Annotated in this window: 15 protein-coding genes and 1 tRNA gene; 13 read left to right on the top strand and 3 right to left on the bottom strand. The window is 60.4% G+C overall.

Going from position 1 to position 13,555, the window contains the following annotated elements:
* The first annotated feature begins 120 nt into the window (after positions 1-120).
* Positions 121-3,804 carry a methionine synthase gene (gene metH, locus HRU82_02775; GenBank protein ID QOJ33937.1) on the top strand — a complete coding sequence of 1,228 codons (3,684 nt, stop codon included), beginning with the start codon at positions 121-123 and terminating at the stop codon, positions 3,802-3,804.
* On the opposite strand, the gene HRU82_02770 is transcribed toward metH, so the two are convergent.
* The gene (locus tag HRU82_02770; GenBank protein ID QOJ33936.1) at positions 3,792-4,385 is read right to left on the bottom strand and encodes a hypothetical protein; all 594 of its coding nucleotides are present in this window, start codon (positions 4,383-4,385) and stop codon (positions 3,792-3,794) included. The two genes, metH and HRU82_02770, sit on opposite strands and share 13 nt — an antisense overlap.
* Positions 4,363-5,559 carry a response regulator gene (locus HRU82_02765; GenBank protein ID QOJ33935.1) on the bottom strand — a complete coding sequence of 399 codons (1,197 nt, stop codon included), beginning with the start codon at positions 5,557-5,559 and terminating at the stop codon, positions 4,363-4,365. The genes HRU82_02770 and HRU82_02765 overlap by 23 nt, the downstream gene beginning before the upstream one ends.
* A 368-nt stretch (positions 5,560-5,927) precedes the next feature.
* Between HRU82_02765 and rph the strand changes: the two genes are divergently transcribed.
* The 3 genes from rph (at position 5,928) to HRU82_02750 (ending at position 7,355) form a co-directional block, all read left to right on the top strand.
* The gene (rph, locus tag HRU82_02760) at positions 5,928-6,671 is read left to right on the top strand and encodes a ribonuclease PH (GenBank protein ID QOJ33934.1); all 744 of its coding nucleotides are present in this window, start codon (positions 5,928-5,930) and stop codon (positions 6,669-6,671) included.
* Entirely contained in the window at positions 6,668-7,288 is a 621-nt protein-coding gene (locus HRU82_02755) for an XTP/dITP diphosphatase (protein QOJ33933.1), read from the top strand. The genes rph and HRU82_02755 overlap by 4 nt, the downstream gene beginning before the upstream one ends.
* A tRNA-Pro gene (locus tag HRU82_02750) sits at positions 7,279-7,355 on the top strand. Before HRU82_02755 ends, HRU82_02750 begins: the two co-directional genes overlap by 10 nt.
* Before the next feature lie 58 nt (positions 7,356-7,413).
* Here HRU82_02750 and HRU82_02745 read toward each other — a convergent pair.
* Complete coding sequence (locus tag HRU82_02745; protein ID QOJ33932.1) at positions 7,414-7,674, bottom strand: hypothetical protein; 261 nt, start codon at positions 7,672-7,674, stop codon at positions 7,414-7,416.
* 159 nt (positions 7,675-7,833) lie between these two features.
* On the opposite strand from HRU82_02745, the gene HRU82_02740 reads away from it, so the two are divergent.
* The 9 genes from HRU82_02740 to HRU82_02700 all read left to right on the top strand — a co-directional run bounded on the left by HRU82_02740 (position 7,834) and on the right by HRU82_02700 (position 13,442).
* Positions 7,834-8,028: a hypothetical protein gene (locus HRU82_02740; GenBank protein QOJ33931.1), complete on the top strand. Its 195-nt coding sequence runs from the start codon at positions 7,834-7,836 to the stop codon at positions 8,026-8,028.
* Positions 8,029-8,039: 11 nt separating this feature from the next.
* Positions 8,040-8,204, top strand: coding sequence for a hypothetical protein (locus HRU82_02735; protein ID QOJ33930.1), 165 nt, complete (start codon positions 8,040-8,042; stop codon positions 8,202-8,204).
* 118 nt (positions 8,205-8,322) lie between these two features.
* On the top strand, positions 8,323-8,673 hold the full coding sequence (locus HRU82_02730; protein ID QOJ33929.1) for a hypothetical protein: 351 nt from the start codon (positions 8,323-8,325) through the stop codon (positions 8,671-8,673).
* 19 nt (positions 8,674-8,692) lie between these two features.
* Complete coding sequence (locus HRU82_02725; GenBank protein ID QOJ37089.1) at positions 8,693-9,055, top strand: HNH endonuclease; 363 nt, start codon at positions 8,693-8,695, stop codon at positions 9,053-9,055.
* A gap of 113 nt (positions 9,056-9,168) precedes the next feature.
* Positions 9,169-10,404: a hypothetical protein gene (locus HRU82_02720; protein ID QOJ33928.1), complete on the top strand. Its 1,236-nt coding sequence runs from the start codon at positions 9,169-9,171 to the stop codon at positions 10,402-10,404.
* Entirely contained in the window at positions 10,401-10,565 is a 165-nt protein-coding gene (locus HRU82_02715; protein QOJ33927.1) for a hypothetical protein, read from the top strand. Before HRU82_02720 ends, HRU82_02715 begins: the two co-directional genes overlap by 4 nt.
* Before the next feature lie 20 nt (positions 10,566-10,585).
* Positions 10,586-11,029 carry a hypothetical protein gene (locus tag HRU82_02710; protein ID QOJ33926.1) on the top strand — a complete coding sequence of 148 codons (444 nt, stop codon included), beginning with the start codon at positions 10,586-10,588 and terminating at the stop codon, positions 11,027-11,029.
* Positions 11,030-11,080: 51 nt separating this feature from the next.
* Positions 11,081-11,839: a hypothetical protein gene (locus tag HRU82_02705; GenBank protein ID QOJ33925.1), complete on the top strand. Its 759-nt coding sequence runs from the start codon at positions 11,081-11,083 to the stop codon at positions 11,837-11,839.
* Positions 11,814-13,442, top strand: coding sequence for a hypothetical protein (locus HRU82_02700; GenBank protein QOJ33924.1), 1,629 nt, complete (start codon positions 11,814-11,816; stop codon positions 13,440-13,442). Before HRU82_02705 ends, HRU82_02700 begins: the two co-directional genes overlap by 26 nt.
* Positions 13,443-13,555: the final 113 nt, after the last annotated feature.

The following is a 13,555-nucleotide window of genomic DNA, read 5'->3' as shown; positions in this document are numbered from 1 at the left end:
GCGCGAACCGTGCCACGGCTTGCCGGAAGAAGTCCGTCCCGATATGATGCCGCTCTACTTGTAAGTCACCCCGAGCTTGAGCAGACCCACACACTCGGTGACAGAAAGACATAGGTTGTGATGCCGGAACCGGACATTCGCGAACTCTTACGCCAACGCATCCTGATCCTGGACGGAGCCATGGGCACCATGATCCAACGGTACCGGTTGGACGAGGCGGCGTTCCGGGGGGAGCGCTTCAGCCATTGGACCAAGGACCTGAAGGGCCACAATGATTTGCTGAACGTGACCAGGCCCGCCGTGATCGAGGACATCCACCGACAGTATCTCGAAGCCGGTGCGGACATCATCGAAACGAATACGTTCAATTCACAAGCCATTTCCTTGGCCGACTACGATATGGCCGACTTGGGCTATGAACTCTCCAAAGCAGGGGCCGAATGTGCGCGGCGTGCCGTCGCCCAGGTGACGGTGACGCAACCGGGTCGACGCTGTTTTGTTGCAGGCGCCATCGGGCCCACGACGAAGACCTCGTCGGTGTCCACGGATTCGAACGACGCCGCGGCGCGGGGCTGCACGTTCGAGGAGTTGGTGGCGGCTTATGCCGATCAGGTGCGCGGTCTGTTGGACGGCGGCGCCGATCTGTTGTTGGTCGAGACCATTTTCGACACCCTCAACGCCAAAGCGGCATTTTTCGCCATTCAGCAGCTCTATGCGGAGGGCGCCAGGCAGGTGCCGGTCATGGCCTCCGTCACCTTCATCCAGGCCGGGAGCAATCGCGGCTTTTCGGGCCAAACCGTCGAAGGGTTCTGGAATTCCATCTCCCATGTGCCGTTGCTCAGCGTCGGGATGAATTGTGCGCTGGGGCCGAAGGAGATGAGGCCGTTGATCGAAGAACTGGCTCAGATCGCGCCGATCTTCGTGAGCAGCCATCCCAACGCGGGCCTGCCCAACCCGCTGTTGCCGACGGGATTCCCGGAAACACCCGACTCCTTGGCTCCGCAATTACGGGAGTGGGCGCAGAACGGGTGGCTCAACATCCTGGGCGGTTGTTGCGGTACGACGCCAGATCATATTCGCGCGATTGCCGAAGCCGTGCGGGGAGTGGATCCGAGGCGGCCTCCCACAGTCCCGCCCTACCTGCGGCTCAGCGGGCTCGAAGCCTTGACCGTGCGTCCGGAATCGAACTTCGTGAACGTCGGCGAACGGACGAACATCACCGGCTCGCCCGCCTTTTCCAAACTGATCTTGGCCGGCGACTACGATAAGGCCCTGACGGTGGCCCGTCAGCAGGTCGAGGGCGGCGCCCAGATCATCGACATCAACATGGACGAGGGTTTGTTGGACTCCAGGGCCGCCATGCAACGGTTCTTGCGCCTCTTGGCTGCGGAGTCGGACATCGCCCGCGTTCCGATCATGGTGGACAGCTCCAAGTGGGAGGTCATCGAGGAGGGGCTCCGCAACATCCAGGGCAAGGGGGTCGTCAACTCGATCAGCTTGAAGGAGGGTGAGGCCAAGTTCCTCGAACAGGCCAGGCTCATCCGCCGGTATGGCGCAGCCATGGTCGTGATGGCGTTCGATGAGCGTGGCCAGGCCGACTCCTACACCAGACGGATCGAGATCTGCGAACGCTCCTACCGCCTGCTGACCGAACAGGTGAGCGTACCGCCGCAGGACATCATTTTCGATCCGAATATCCTCACGGTCGCCACCGGGCTGGAGGAGCACAACAATTACGCCGTCGATTTCATCGAAGCGACCCGATGGATTAAGCAGCATCTCCCGCTTGCCAAGGTCAGCGGCGGCGTCAGCAACATCTCCTTCTCGTTTCGCGGGAACAACGTGGTGCGGGAGGCGATGCACGCGGCCTTTCTCTATCACGCGATTCAGGCCGGTCTCGACATGGGGATCGTGAATGCCGGGCAACTCGCGGTGTATGAGGAAATTCCGAAAGATCTGCTGATGCTGGTAGAGGATGTCTTGTTGAATCGCCGGCCGGATGCCACGGAGCGACTGGTGGCGTTTGCCGACACGGTCAAGCAAAAGGGCAAGGCGGCCGTCAAGGACGACGAATGGCGGAATCAGCCGGTCGAGCAACGGTTGGCCCACGCCTTGGTGAAGGGCTTGACGGACTACATCGATCAGGATGTCGAGGAGGCTCGGCGAAAGGCCGCTCGGCCGCTCGACGTGATCGAGGGACCGCTGATGGACGGCATGAATATCGTAGGCGACCTCTTCGGATCCGGAAAGATGTTCCTGCCGCAGGTCGTGAAGAGCGCGCGGGTGATGAAGAAGGCCGTGGCCTACTTGATGCCTTTCATGGAAGCGGAGAAACAGCGGCTGGGCACGGCGCGCGCAAACGGAAAGGTCTTGCTTGCCACCGTCAAGGGCGATGTGCACGACATCGGCAAGAACATCGTGGGCGTCGTGTTGGGCTGCAACAACTATGACGTGGTCGATCTCGGGGTGATGGTGTCCTGCGAGAAGATTCTGGCGACCGCGCGCGACCAGAAGGTCGACGTCATCGGGCTGAGCGGCCTCATCACGCCGTCGTTGGATGAAATGGTGCATGTAGCGAAGGAGATGACCCGCGAGGGATTCGATCTCCCCCTGCTGATCGGCGGGGCGACGACCAGCAAGGCCCATACGGCGGTGAAGATCGCGCCGGCCTATCGCCACGCGACCGTGCACGTGCTGGATGCGTCACGGGCCGTCGGGGTGGTGGGGAGTCTGGTCAACAGCGAGCAACGGAAGAGTTTCACCGAGGCCGTTTGCGAAGACTACGAACGGGTGAGGCAGGCGCATCAAGATCGCGGCGCCAAACCACTCCGTGCGCTGGCGGAAGCGAGACGCCATCGCTTGCCGACCGACTGGGGGACGGCCGATATTCCGAGGCCCTCCTTCCTTGGCCTGCGCAGCATCGATCGCATGCCGCTTCGTGAGCTGGTGCCCTATATTGACTGGTCGCCGTTTTTCCACACGTGGGAACTTCGAGGTCGGTATCCCGCGATCTTAGACGATGCCACCGTCGGACCCAAGGCGAAGGAGCTACTCGCGGATGCGCAAGCCCTGCTGGAGCGGATCATCCAGCAGAACCTGCTGACCGCGCGAGGCGTGTACGGTTTCTTCCCGGCCAACAGCGTGGGCGACGATATCGAGGTGTATGGCGCGGACGATCGGCGGACGCTCCACACTGTCTTCCATACGTTGCGCCAGCAAACGGACAAGCCCGACGACCAATTCAATCTGGCCTTGGCGGACTTCATTGCGCCGAAAGAGTCCGGGCGAGTCGATCATCTCGGGGCCTTCGCAGTCACGGCCGGCATTGGCGTGCCGGAACTCTGCGCCCAGTTTGAGAAGGACCATGATGACTACAACTCGATCATGGTCAAGGCCTTGGCCGATCGCTTGGCAGAAGCGTTCGCGGAGTGGCTCCATCGGGAGGCGCGCCGAGAGTGGGGATACGGCAAAGATGAATCCCTGACGAATGAAGATCTCATTCGGGAGCGTTATCGCGGTATCCGTCCCGCGCCCGGGTACCCGGCCTGTCCCGACCACACGGAAAAACGCCTCCTCTTCAACCTGCTGGAGGCCGAGGCGCGATGTGGCGTGACGCTCACGGAGTCGTTCGCCATGTTCCCGGCCGCCTCGGTCAGCGGTCTGTACTTTGCGCATCCGCAAGCCAAGTACTTCGCCGTGGGCAAGATCAACCGCGATCAGGTGGAGGACTATGCGGCGCGAAAAGGGCTGTCTGTCGCAGAGGTAGAACGCTGGCTGGCGCCGAACCTCAATTACGACGCGTAGGGGAGTGGGGTGGAGTCGGCGCTGTCGACGAGGTCGGCCAGCGCAGTCCGCAGCATACGGTAGCGCCCTTCTGCCCAATCGTTGAACCGATCGGCATTCTCGAAGACCAAATCCCAGGCCTTTACGGCATCCAGCAACAACAGCTGCGGGAGGGATTCTTCCCCCGCCAGATACACGACCAGCACGGCGGAGTTTCCCGTGAGGCTCACGTCGGTAAAGACATGGATCTTGGCAGCGGAGGGGAGGGACACCTCTCGTGTCGCGGCTTCCACGAGCGGCTGGTAGAGGCGTTGGAGCAGGTTGATGGTGTCTTCGTGGGGGCTGGCGGTGCGGAGGAGGCGCAGGTTCGGTTTGTCGCCGAAGAGGTTGTCGGTCAGATAGGTGGCGGCTTCCCAGGTGGGCATCAGGCCGGAGGCGGCGAGAGTCTCGCAGAGGTAGGCGACCCAGTTTCGTGCCGGTCGGCGCGCCGGCGCGTTGTCGGCATCATGGAGAGGCGGATGCGAGCCGGCTTCCGCAGATGACTTGCGACCGGACTGGGCTCCCGGCTTCTTGTTCGACTCAGGCGTAGTCCGTCGTGCCATGGGGCTTTCCATCCTTCGAGAGCGCCGCGCTCTGGCGCAGGGGGCTGCGAAGCGAGCGGTCTTCATACTGGTCATGGATGCGTCGAATCTCGTCCATCGACGCCATGAAGACGTCGAGCAGTTCGGGGTCGAAATGTTTGCCCCGCTCCTTGATCATCAATTCCTTCGCATGTTCGAAGTCGTAGGCCGGCTTGTAGACCCGCTCGGTCGTGAGCGCGTCGAAATTGTCGGCGATGGACACGATCCGCCCTTCCAAGGGAATCTCGTTTCCCTTGAGCCCGCGCGGATAGCCCGTACCGTCGTACCGTTCGTGATGCGTCCAGGCGATCAGCGCCGCGACCTTGAGCAGTTCGGAATCGGACCCGGCGAGAATGCGGTAGCCGATCTCCGTATGCTGAGTGATGACTTTGAACTCCTCCGGCGTAAATTTCCCCGGCTTCAGCAGGACATGGTCGGGGGTGCCGATCTTCCCGATATCGTGCATCGGGCTTGCGGTGCGAATGAGGTCGCAACGCTCGGCGGACAGGCCGGAACGGCGGGCCAGCAACTCGCAGTAGTGGCTCATTCGTTGAATGTGTTGGGCTGTGGCGCTGTCACGAAATTCCGCGGCGATGGCGAGTCGTTGGATCGTCTCCTCGCGCGACAACCGTAGTTCCTTTTCGCTCCGCTCCAGCCAATCCAGCGCTTGCTGTAGGGCGATGGTCCTCGTACGCACGACTTCTTCCAGATTCTCCCGGTGCATGGCGTTTTCGATTTCGAGCTTGCGGCGCCGCAGGGCATTGGCGACGTTGATCAGCACCTCGTTCGCCTCGAAGGGCTTGATGATGTAGCCGAAGGCGCCCATGTCCAGTGCGGCGTTGGCGAGCACGGGGCTGTCGAGGCCGGTGATCATGATGACGGCCGTGGAGGGATATTCCGTCAGGATATGGCGGACGAGGTCCATGCCGGACTCACCCGGCATGTTGACATCACAGAGCACGAGGGCAAAGGGCCCCCTATCCAAATGTTGACGAGCCTCGCGGGACTCTCCCGCCAAGCTGACCTGGTAGCCGTGGGGCTGAAGCAGATAGCCCAATAGACGACGAATGGGCTCCTCGTCGTCGACGATGAGGATATTGCGGTTTTCCAGTAGTGACGGTTTCACGGTCGGTTCACTGACGGTCGAACTACTCATATGGACTCACTCGCGCTGTTAGGGGTCGATCGCTTATCGGTCAATTGTTCCTGGGTCTGTAGTGGGAACAAGATGGAACTTGGGGATTTTGCACCTTCCATGCCATGAAAAATTCGAAGGAAGCGGAAACAGTAACTCCTGTGAATGCGGGACAAGTTCCTGTGGGCAACCATACGGACCTCACTCGGTACGAGAATCGGTCGGAGTGTCAACTCTGACGCCACTGCCGTCGCCTGTCCGGAACCGTGATGTCGAGGGGGAAAATTTTTCCGCCGTTGGTGAGGGGATGACAGCGTTTGCTCTTTACCGGACCCTTCACTATAATTCGCACCTTTGAATGGCCGAGGTGCGGGAAGGAGAGCGAGTCGATGGTGAGCGGGGCAAGCGGCAGTCGGGTCGACGGGCGGCGGCGGGATCAAATCCGTCCCGTCAAGGTGACGCGGGACTTCATCAAGCATGCTGAAGGTTCGGTGCTGATCGAAATGGGCGATACGAAGGTGATTTGCACGGCTTCGGTGGAGGAAAAGGTCCCGCCCTTCTTGCGGGACAAGGGCCGAGGCTGGGTGACGGCGGAATATGCGATGTTGCCGCGAGCGACCCATGATCGGTCGCCGCGCGAGGCGGTGAAGGGCAAACAGGGTGGACGGACGCTTGAAATTCAACGGCTGGTAGGACGGGCCTTGCGGGCCGTGACCGATACCACCCGGTTAGGCGAACGAACCGTCTGGATCGATTGCGATGTCATCCAAGCGGACGGCGGGACGCGCACCGCGTCCATCACCGGGGCCTTCATCGCGCTGGCGGACGCCCTGGCCGTGTTGAAACGGAAAGAATTGATCAAAAAGAGTCCGCTGGCCGATTACCTGGCGGCGATCAGCGTGGGCAAGGTCGGCGGAACGGTGATGGTCGACTTGGCCTACCAAGAGGATTCACAGGCAGATGTAGACCTCAACCTGGTGATGACCGGCGCGGGACGGTACGTGGAAGTGCAGGGCACGGCTGAACGGACGCCGTTCGACAAGAAGGATATGGACGAGTTTCTCCATCTCGGCTGGGGCGCGATTTGCGAACTGGTCGAGATGCAGAAGTCGTTGATCGGGGCGCTCGAGTGACCAGGCGAATCGTCCTTGCGACCCGGAATCAGCACAAGAAGCAGGAGCTGATGGCCTTGTTGCGGGATCTAGACGTCGCCATTATGACGTTGGATGACTTTCCCCAGGCGCCGGACGTGGTTGAAGACGGTGAAACCTGCGAGGCCAATGCCCTGAAGAAGGCTGTGGAGATTGCGCAGTACACCGGCCTCCCGGCCGTCGCCGACGACACTGGACTGGAGGTCGACGCCTTGGGGGGCCGTCCGGGAGCCTTCGCCGCCCGCTATGCGGGGGAACAGGCCACCTACGAGGACAATTGCCGCAAACTATTACAGGAACTGCGTGATGTGCCTGCGAGCAACCGGCAGGCGCGGTTTGTCACGGTCGCGGCCATTGCCTTTCCCGGCGGCCGCACGGCCTCGGTGAAGGGGACGTTGGAGGGGTGGATTGCCGAAGCGGCAACCGGGTCCCATGGGTTTGGTTACGATCCCATTTTCCTGCTGGAGGACCGCCGGCAGACCTTGGCCCAGTTGCCGCCGGATGTGAAGAACCGGATCAGCCATCGTGCGCGGGCCTTTGCGCAAGCGAAGGACCTGTTACGGGGGATGTTGGCGGAGCATCAATCAGTCGGGGCGTAGCGCAGCCTGGTAGCGCGCCTGCTTTGGGAGCAGGATGTCAGAGGTTCAAATCCTCTCGCCCCGACCAACTCCTGTTCTCCCTCCCCAGTCACACTCCTACTGCGCTACCCTCGGTATCTCCCCAACTAGGCCCCGGGCTTCTTCTCCCGGGCGGGCACTCCATAGCTGGGCAAAATGCGTTGCTCCAGGATCGGCAAATACATCAAGAGCGCATCCTCGGCCACTCGGCTTTCCGACTGCCGTTGATCAATCTCCTTAATGCGCTTCAACCGCTCCTTGATACCCAGACGCGGGTTGACCCACGCCGTCACCTGGTCAAGATCGTGAACGCGCTTCACGCGCTCACTCGACCGGCCCGACTTCTTCACGCTGGCTGTTGCCATCATACATCACCTCCTTTCTCGTACTGCGCTTACAGTGAAAGTATAGTACCGGAATAGTTCCGCGTCCAGCTCTTTTTCTACAAAATCAATCCGTGTATTTTTGTGCTTGACAGTATCATACTTGTACTGTACAAGTACAGCACCATACAGTAGGAGGTCGTTATGCCGCACAATCCCGCATTCTCGAAGCCCGTTGTTGGGTATCCCGATCCATCGGTACATCGGCGCATGAAGCGCGTCCAGAAGGCGCGCCCGCGATGGACGGTGAGCGCGCAGATTATCCGCTGTCTCGAGCTGGGGCTCCCGCTGTTGGAGCAAGAGGCCGGCCTGAAACCGAGTGCGCCCACCAAGTCCTGACGGAGGTTCCCATGTTGATCTATCTCGGCTGGATCATGGACGCGGCCATGCTGGGGGTTTTGTTCTATGGAGCCGCGCATTGCTGCCGGACAGCGCGGAACAGTCGACAGCGAGGCCTTCCGCAGAGGGTCCTGCAGGCTCGGTATATCGCGGCTTGGCTGAAGGCCAGGAAGTAGGGGGACGTATGCGAATGATCATTGTCGCGGGGCTCGGATTTGCCCTTGGGTGGGTGGGGGGCGTGGCCTGGATGCTGGACCGCATTGAGGCGGCACGTCGCGCCGAGGAGAACTAGCTATGCTCTGCCATGTGTATCTCACCGATGACAAGCTGGCCGTCCGGGCGCCGTTTGCGCTGAAGGATGCCCTGAAAGGGGTTCCCGGCGCGCGCTGGAACAAGGAGCTGCATGTCTGGGTCTACCCGCCGACGCCGCATGCTGCGCGGGCGGTCTTTGACGCGATTCCTTCGGAAACCAGCACGTGGAGCGATCATGCCGCGGCGCTGCTCGTGGAGGCAGAGCGGATCGCCAAAGCGGCCGAGTTGAAGACGGCGGAAAACCTGCCGAACATTCCGCAGACCAAAACCACGCCCTGGCCACATCAGGCGCGGGCATTCTGGTTCGCGATCGATATGCTGGGAGGTCTGTAAGGTGCCGAAGATTACGACCATGTGCCCAACCTGCCAGCGTGAATTTACGGCCTGGTCCTATCCGGAGAGGACGCCACGGCTCTACTGCTCCCGCCAGTGCTGGCTGAAAAAGCACAATAACCCTCGGCGCAACGCCGAGGTCGGGAGACGATTTAAGGACAAGATTCGCGCGGCGCATATTGATCGGGGAGAGCGGAAGACCTATCGAAAGTGCTATGGGCGGCATGAGCATCGTGTGGTGATGGAGCGCATCATCGGACGGCCGCTTCGATCAGATGAAATCGTGCATCATAAAAACGAAGATAAGCGAGACAACCGACCGGAAAACCTTCAATTGATGACGAGGGCTGAACATGCCAGGCATCACTTCCATGGACGTTAAGGAGGCGTCTACCCGTCCCCGTCCGCGTGGAGCCGTTATGCTCGCGCTGGACATGGGGACGGGCTGAACGCAAGTCAAAAATTGCGGTCGATATTGTTATCAATAAAGGATGGATGCGCACCTTGATTCTGTGTCCTAAGTCAGTGGTCCAAGTGTGGCCGGCGGAGTTCGAGCGGCATGGTGCGCGGCCAGTGGGATGCCTCCCCCTCGATGATGGAACCACGAAGCAGCGCAGTGAGGCCCTGGCGACGTTCCTGACGCTGCAGCGGGCACGGTCCACACCGGCGATCGTCATTCTGAACTATGACGCGGCTTGGAGGGACGGCATGAGCAATACCCTCCTGCGGGCCGGCTGGGATGCCGTGATTTGTGACGAGTCCCACCGGATCAAAGCCCCTGGCGGGAAAGCGGCTATGTTCGTGTCCCGCCTGGGCGATGTCACGCCGAACCGGTTGTGCCTGACAGGGACCCCGATGCCTCACAGTCCCCTCGATGTGTACGCGCAGTACCGATTCCTGGACAAGGGGATCTTTGGGACCAGCTTCACGGCATTCCGGGCACGCTACGCCAAGATGGGTGGCTACGGCAATCATCAAGTCCTGGGATACGAAAACCAGGACGATCTGCAGAAGAAATTCTATTCCATCGCCTACCGGGTCACATCGGTGGATGTGCAAAACCTGCCGGAAGCCGTCGACGTGGTCCGGCCTGTGCGGCTGTCGGCCTATGCCATGCGGCTCTATAAGACCCTGAAAGATGAGTTTGTGGTGGGGGTAGCCGATGGGACGGTCACAGCGAGCAATGCCCTGACGCGACTGCTGCGATTGCAGCAAATTGCCAGCGGCTGGGCAAAGAAGGACCATGACGTCGGAACGGGCGTCGATGGAGAACTCGTACAAGTGGATTCGGCCAAGCAGGACGCGCTGGCCGATCTTATGGAGGACCTGAACGATGAAGAACCCATCGTTATCTTCTGCCGATTTCACCACGACCTCGACGCCGTGCATACGGTGGCCGCTGCTCTTGGGCGGGCCTCCCTCGAATTGTCTGGACGCAAAAACGAACTTGCTGCTTGGCAATCGGGTGCGGCGCCAGTTCTTGCGGTCCAGATCCAGAGCGGCGGTGTCGGGATTAATCTTGTGCGGGCGCGATATTGCGTCTTCTACTCGCTCGGGTTCTCTCTGGGCGAGTATCTCCAGGCGCGGAAGCGTACGCACAGGCCAGGCCAAAACAGGAATGTGACCTATTTCCATCTGGTTGCACGGGACACGGTCGACGAGGCGGTCTACAAGGCGCTCGAGGCACGCCAGGACGTGGTCGAGAGCGTGTTGAAAGGAGTGAAGGCATGAACGAGATGGGGGAGGATAATCGACTCTCGCAATGCCCGGTCTGTCTGTGCCGCGTGAAGGATAATGAACTGTACCACGTGCGCGGGATGCGGCTCTGCGCGGGATGCGGACGTGACCAGATCAATGAATGGAATCGGTTCGTCGAAGAGGCATCGGTGTAGGCGCGAAAAAAGGAGGAGTCATGGCAGCGACAACAGCAGACCTTGTGAATCAGTTTATTGAGCTGGACGAAAAGAAGAAGAAGGCGGATGAGGACTTGGAAGCGATCAAGTCCCAAATGGCCAAATTGGAGACGCAAATCATGGAGCGGTTCGAGAATGCCGGGATGCAGTCGATGAAGTCCAAGGGCGGGCAGGTGGTCTATATTCGCCGGGACCTGCGCGCGGGCGCGGTCGACGGGTCCAGCATGTTGCTCATGGAATCCCTGAAGTCAGAGGGCCTCGGCGATCTCGTGAAAGAGGCGATCAATCATCAACGGTTGTCGTCCTGGGTGCGGGAAATCGAAGAAGAGAAGTTTGCCGGCGCCAAGGTGAAACCGGAAGAACTGCTGGCGACATTCCCGGCCTCTCTGCGGGGCACGCTGAAAATCACGGAGCAGTTCTCCTTGCGGTGCAAGAAGGGCTAATTTTTTAACCCCGGTGTACTGTATCGGTACATCACTCAGAAAGGATGGGCCATGGCGAAGAAAGAGACCAGTGTCGCAACGGCGAACGTGCCGGAACTCGTGAAGAATGAATATAAGGCACTGGCCGTGCCGGCGGCGAAACTTGCGGCCATTCTCAAGGACAGCGTCGGAACGCAAGGGCTCAAGGTCTCCGACCTGGACAAGATCAAGGTCCCAACGGGCGGCATGACCGTGTGGGAAGTGCCGACCCTAGACGGCAGCGAGCCCATGAAAGCTGTAGAGGGGATTGTCCTGCACTTCAAGGATACTCGCGGCTACTGGGCCAGCAAGGACGGTGGGAACAAGCCTCCAGATTGCCGGTCAGATGACGGACTCACCGGGATCGGGACCATTGCGGCCATGCACGGCGGAAACTGTGCGACCTGTCCCATGGCCCAATTCGGGACGGCGGTCGATGAGGCCGGCAAACCTGCGGCCGGCCAAGCCTGCAAGCAGAAACGCATCATGCTGTTCCTGCGCCAGGAAAACATCATGCCCCTACTGGTGTCCCTGCCGGCAACCTCGCTGAAAAATTCCCGGCAGTATTTCCTGCGCCTCGTCAATAACGGGCTGTCGTTCCGGCATGTGACCACACAGCTGCGGCTTGAGAAGAAGCAGGGCCCCAAGAATGAGTATTCCGTGGCCTCGCTGACGCGGGGACGGAATCTCGAGGCGGATGAACTCGCGAAGGTCGAAACCATCGGCAAAGCCATGCGTGAAATGTTCTCACAGGCGACGGTGATTGATGCCGACCCAGCAGACGGAGAATAGCGACCTCTCGCGGTTTCTGTCGGCGCTGTGGCCGGACCTCGATGGACGGTGGTGCCTCTTTTGGGGCGCGCCGTCCAAGCGGTCCAGCTGGGTCTCCGAAATCGGCGCCGATGAGCTGGCGGCGATCGACACCTGGGCCGCGAAAGAAAATGTCTACATCGGCTGTGGGCTCCGAGGTGCGAACCTCGGGCCCACGCTCCGGGGTGAGAAGGCCGACGTGGTGGCCATCCCGGGGGTCTGGCTGGATATCGATTACGGCGCCGAACACAAGAAACCAAATCTCCCGCCGACCGAAGCGGAGGCGATGCAGCTCATTGCCGACATGGGCTTGCCGCCATCGGCGGTGATCCACAGTGGTCGGGGCCTGCAGGCCTGGTGGCTGTTTCGGGAACCCTGGATCTTTGACAGCGAGCAGGATCGGGCGGACGCCGAAGCCCTGACCAAGGGCTGGTGCTCCACGCTGCGCGCCAAAGCCAAGGCGAAGGGCTGGGACGCGGATCAGGTGGGCGACATTACGCGAGTCATGCGCCTGCCGGGGACCTGGAACCGGAAGGGAGTCCCAAAGCGAACCAAGCTCCTGAGCCTCACCGACTCGCGGTACAACCCGTCGGACTTCAAAGACTACCTGACAACAGAGCCGGACGGAGACAAGCCGGCTGCGGTTTCCCTTGAGTGGACGTTCGATCTGAATGCGGCAGCGGAACCGCCGGCGGAAAAGTTTCTGCTGCTCTGCGAAGTCGACACGACATTTCGGCTCTCCTGGCAACATGCCCGGAAGGATCTGCAAGACCAGTCAGCCAGCAGCTACGACATGAGTCTGGCGACCAGGGCCCTTGCGGCTGGGTGGACGGCACAAGAGGTGGTCAATCTCCTCGTGGCACATCGCCGGAAACACGGCGAGGATCTGAAGCTCCGGAAGGACTACTACAAGCGGACGCTCGACCTGGCCATTGCCGGGAAGGGTGTCGAAGAACGACGGCAGTTGAACGAGGACCTCGAGAAGGGAAAGGCCCTTCCGGAGCATATCGCCAAGGACCCGGCGGAGATCCTGGCGCTGCTGTCGATCAACCTGGGCGTGGAGATTACGAAACTGGTTCGCTTCCGCAGTGAAACGAACAGCTATGAACTGCAGGTCAACGGACGGAAGGTTGCGGCAGCGAGCATTGACGACTTCGATTCACAGACCCGTTTTCGCCGGCTGATCTTCGATCATACCGATGTGCGGATCCCGACATTTAAGGCGGAGAAGTGGCACGAAATCCTGACACGGCTCTTTCTGGCCGTGGAAAACGTCGACGTAGAAATCGGGACCAACAAAGGCAGAATGGAGAACTGGCTCGAAATGTACCTCTCGGAGGGTGTGGAGCCAGAGGACCAATGGGAAAAAGCCGCCTTCAACTATCGACCGTTCAAGTTCAAGGGCGAGGTCCACATTGTCGCTGAGGGGTTCCGGAGGTTCCTGCTGGGGCAGATGCAGGAACGGATCACGGCGCAAGAGTTGACCATGCAGCTGACCAAGCTGGGGTACGAGTATGAGCGGAAGAACGTCAAAACCAACCGCGGCGGACGCACCAAGCGGAGCATTTGGAAGGTCCATGCGTGAGTACAGAGGAAAAACCGAGTACTCGGCTCTGACTCCAAAGAGCCGTACAAGTACTGTACCTGTGAAATGAATGAAATCAACGACTTATGCAATTCTCTCTTAATATCAAGATT

This window comes from Nitrospira sp. (assembly GCA_015709715.1).
In the GTDB taxonomy this organism is placed as follows: domain Bacteria; phylum Nitrospirota; class Nitrospiria; order Nitrospirales; family Nitrospiraceae; genus Nitrospira_A.
This window is presented reverse-complemented; position numbering and strand designations above follow the sequence as displayed.

Bases quoted from the DNA above. Each gene is read 5' to 3' on its own strand.
- metH (QOJ33937.1), top strand. From the start codon at position 121: ATGCCGGAACCGGACATTCGCGAACTCTTACGCCAACGCATCCTGATC.
- HRU82_02770 (QOJ33936.1), bottom strand. From the start codon at position 4,385: ATGGCACGACGGACTACGCCTGAGTCGAACAAGAAGCCGGGAGCCCAG.
- HRU82_02765 (QOJ33935.1), bottom strand. From the start codon at position 5,559: ATGAGTAGTTCGACCGTCAGTGAACCGACCGTGAAACCGTCACTACTG.
- rph (QOJ33934.1), top strand. From the start codon at position 5,928: ATGGTGAGCGGGGCAAGCGGCAGTCGGGTCGACGGGCGGCGGCGGGAT.
- HRU82_02745 (QOJ33932.1), bottom strand. From the start codon at position 7,674: ATGATGGCAACAGCCAGCGTGAAGAAGTCGGGCCGGTCGAGTGAGCGC.
- HRU82_02740 (QOJ33931.1), top strand. From the start codon at position 7,834: ATGCCGCACAATCCCGCATTCTCGAAGCCCGTTGTTGGGTATCCCGAT.
- HRU82_02735 (QOJ33930.1), top strand. From the start codon at position 8,040: ATGTTGATCTATCTCGGCTGGATCATGGACGCGGCCATGCTGGGGGTT.
- HRU82_02730 (QOJ33929.1), top strand. From the start codon at position 8,323: ATGCTCTGCCATGTGTATCTCACCGATGACAAGCTGGCCGTCCGGGCG.
- HRU82_02725 (QOJ37089.1), top strand. From the start codon at position 8,693: ATGTGCCCAACCTGCCAGCGTGAATTTACGGCCTGGTCCTATCCGGAG.
- HRU82_02720 (QOJ33928.1), top strand. From the start codon at position 9,169: ATGCGCACCTTGATTCTGTGTCCTAAGTCAGTGGTCCAAGTGTGGCCG.
- HRU82_02715 (QOJ33927.1), top strand. From the start codon at position 10,401: ATGAACGAGATGGGGGAGGATAATCGACTCTCGCAATGCCCGGTCTGT.
- HRU82_02710 (QOJ33926.1), top strand. From the start codon at position 10,586: ATGGCAGCGACAACAGCAGACCTTGTGAATCAGTTTATTGAGCTGGAC.
- HRU82_02705 (QOJ33925.1), top strand. From the start codon at position 11,081: ATGGCGAAGAAAGAGACCAGTGTCGCAACGGCGAACGTGCCGGAACTC.
- HRU82_02700 (QOJ33924.1), top strand. From the start codon at position 11,814: ATGCCGACCCAGCAGACGGAGAATAGCGACCTCTCGCGGTTTCTGTCG.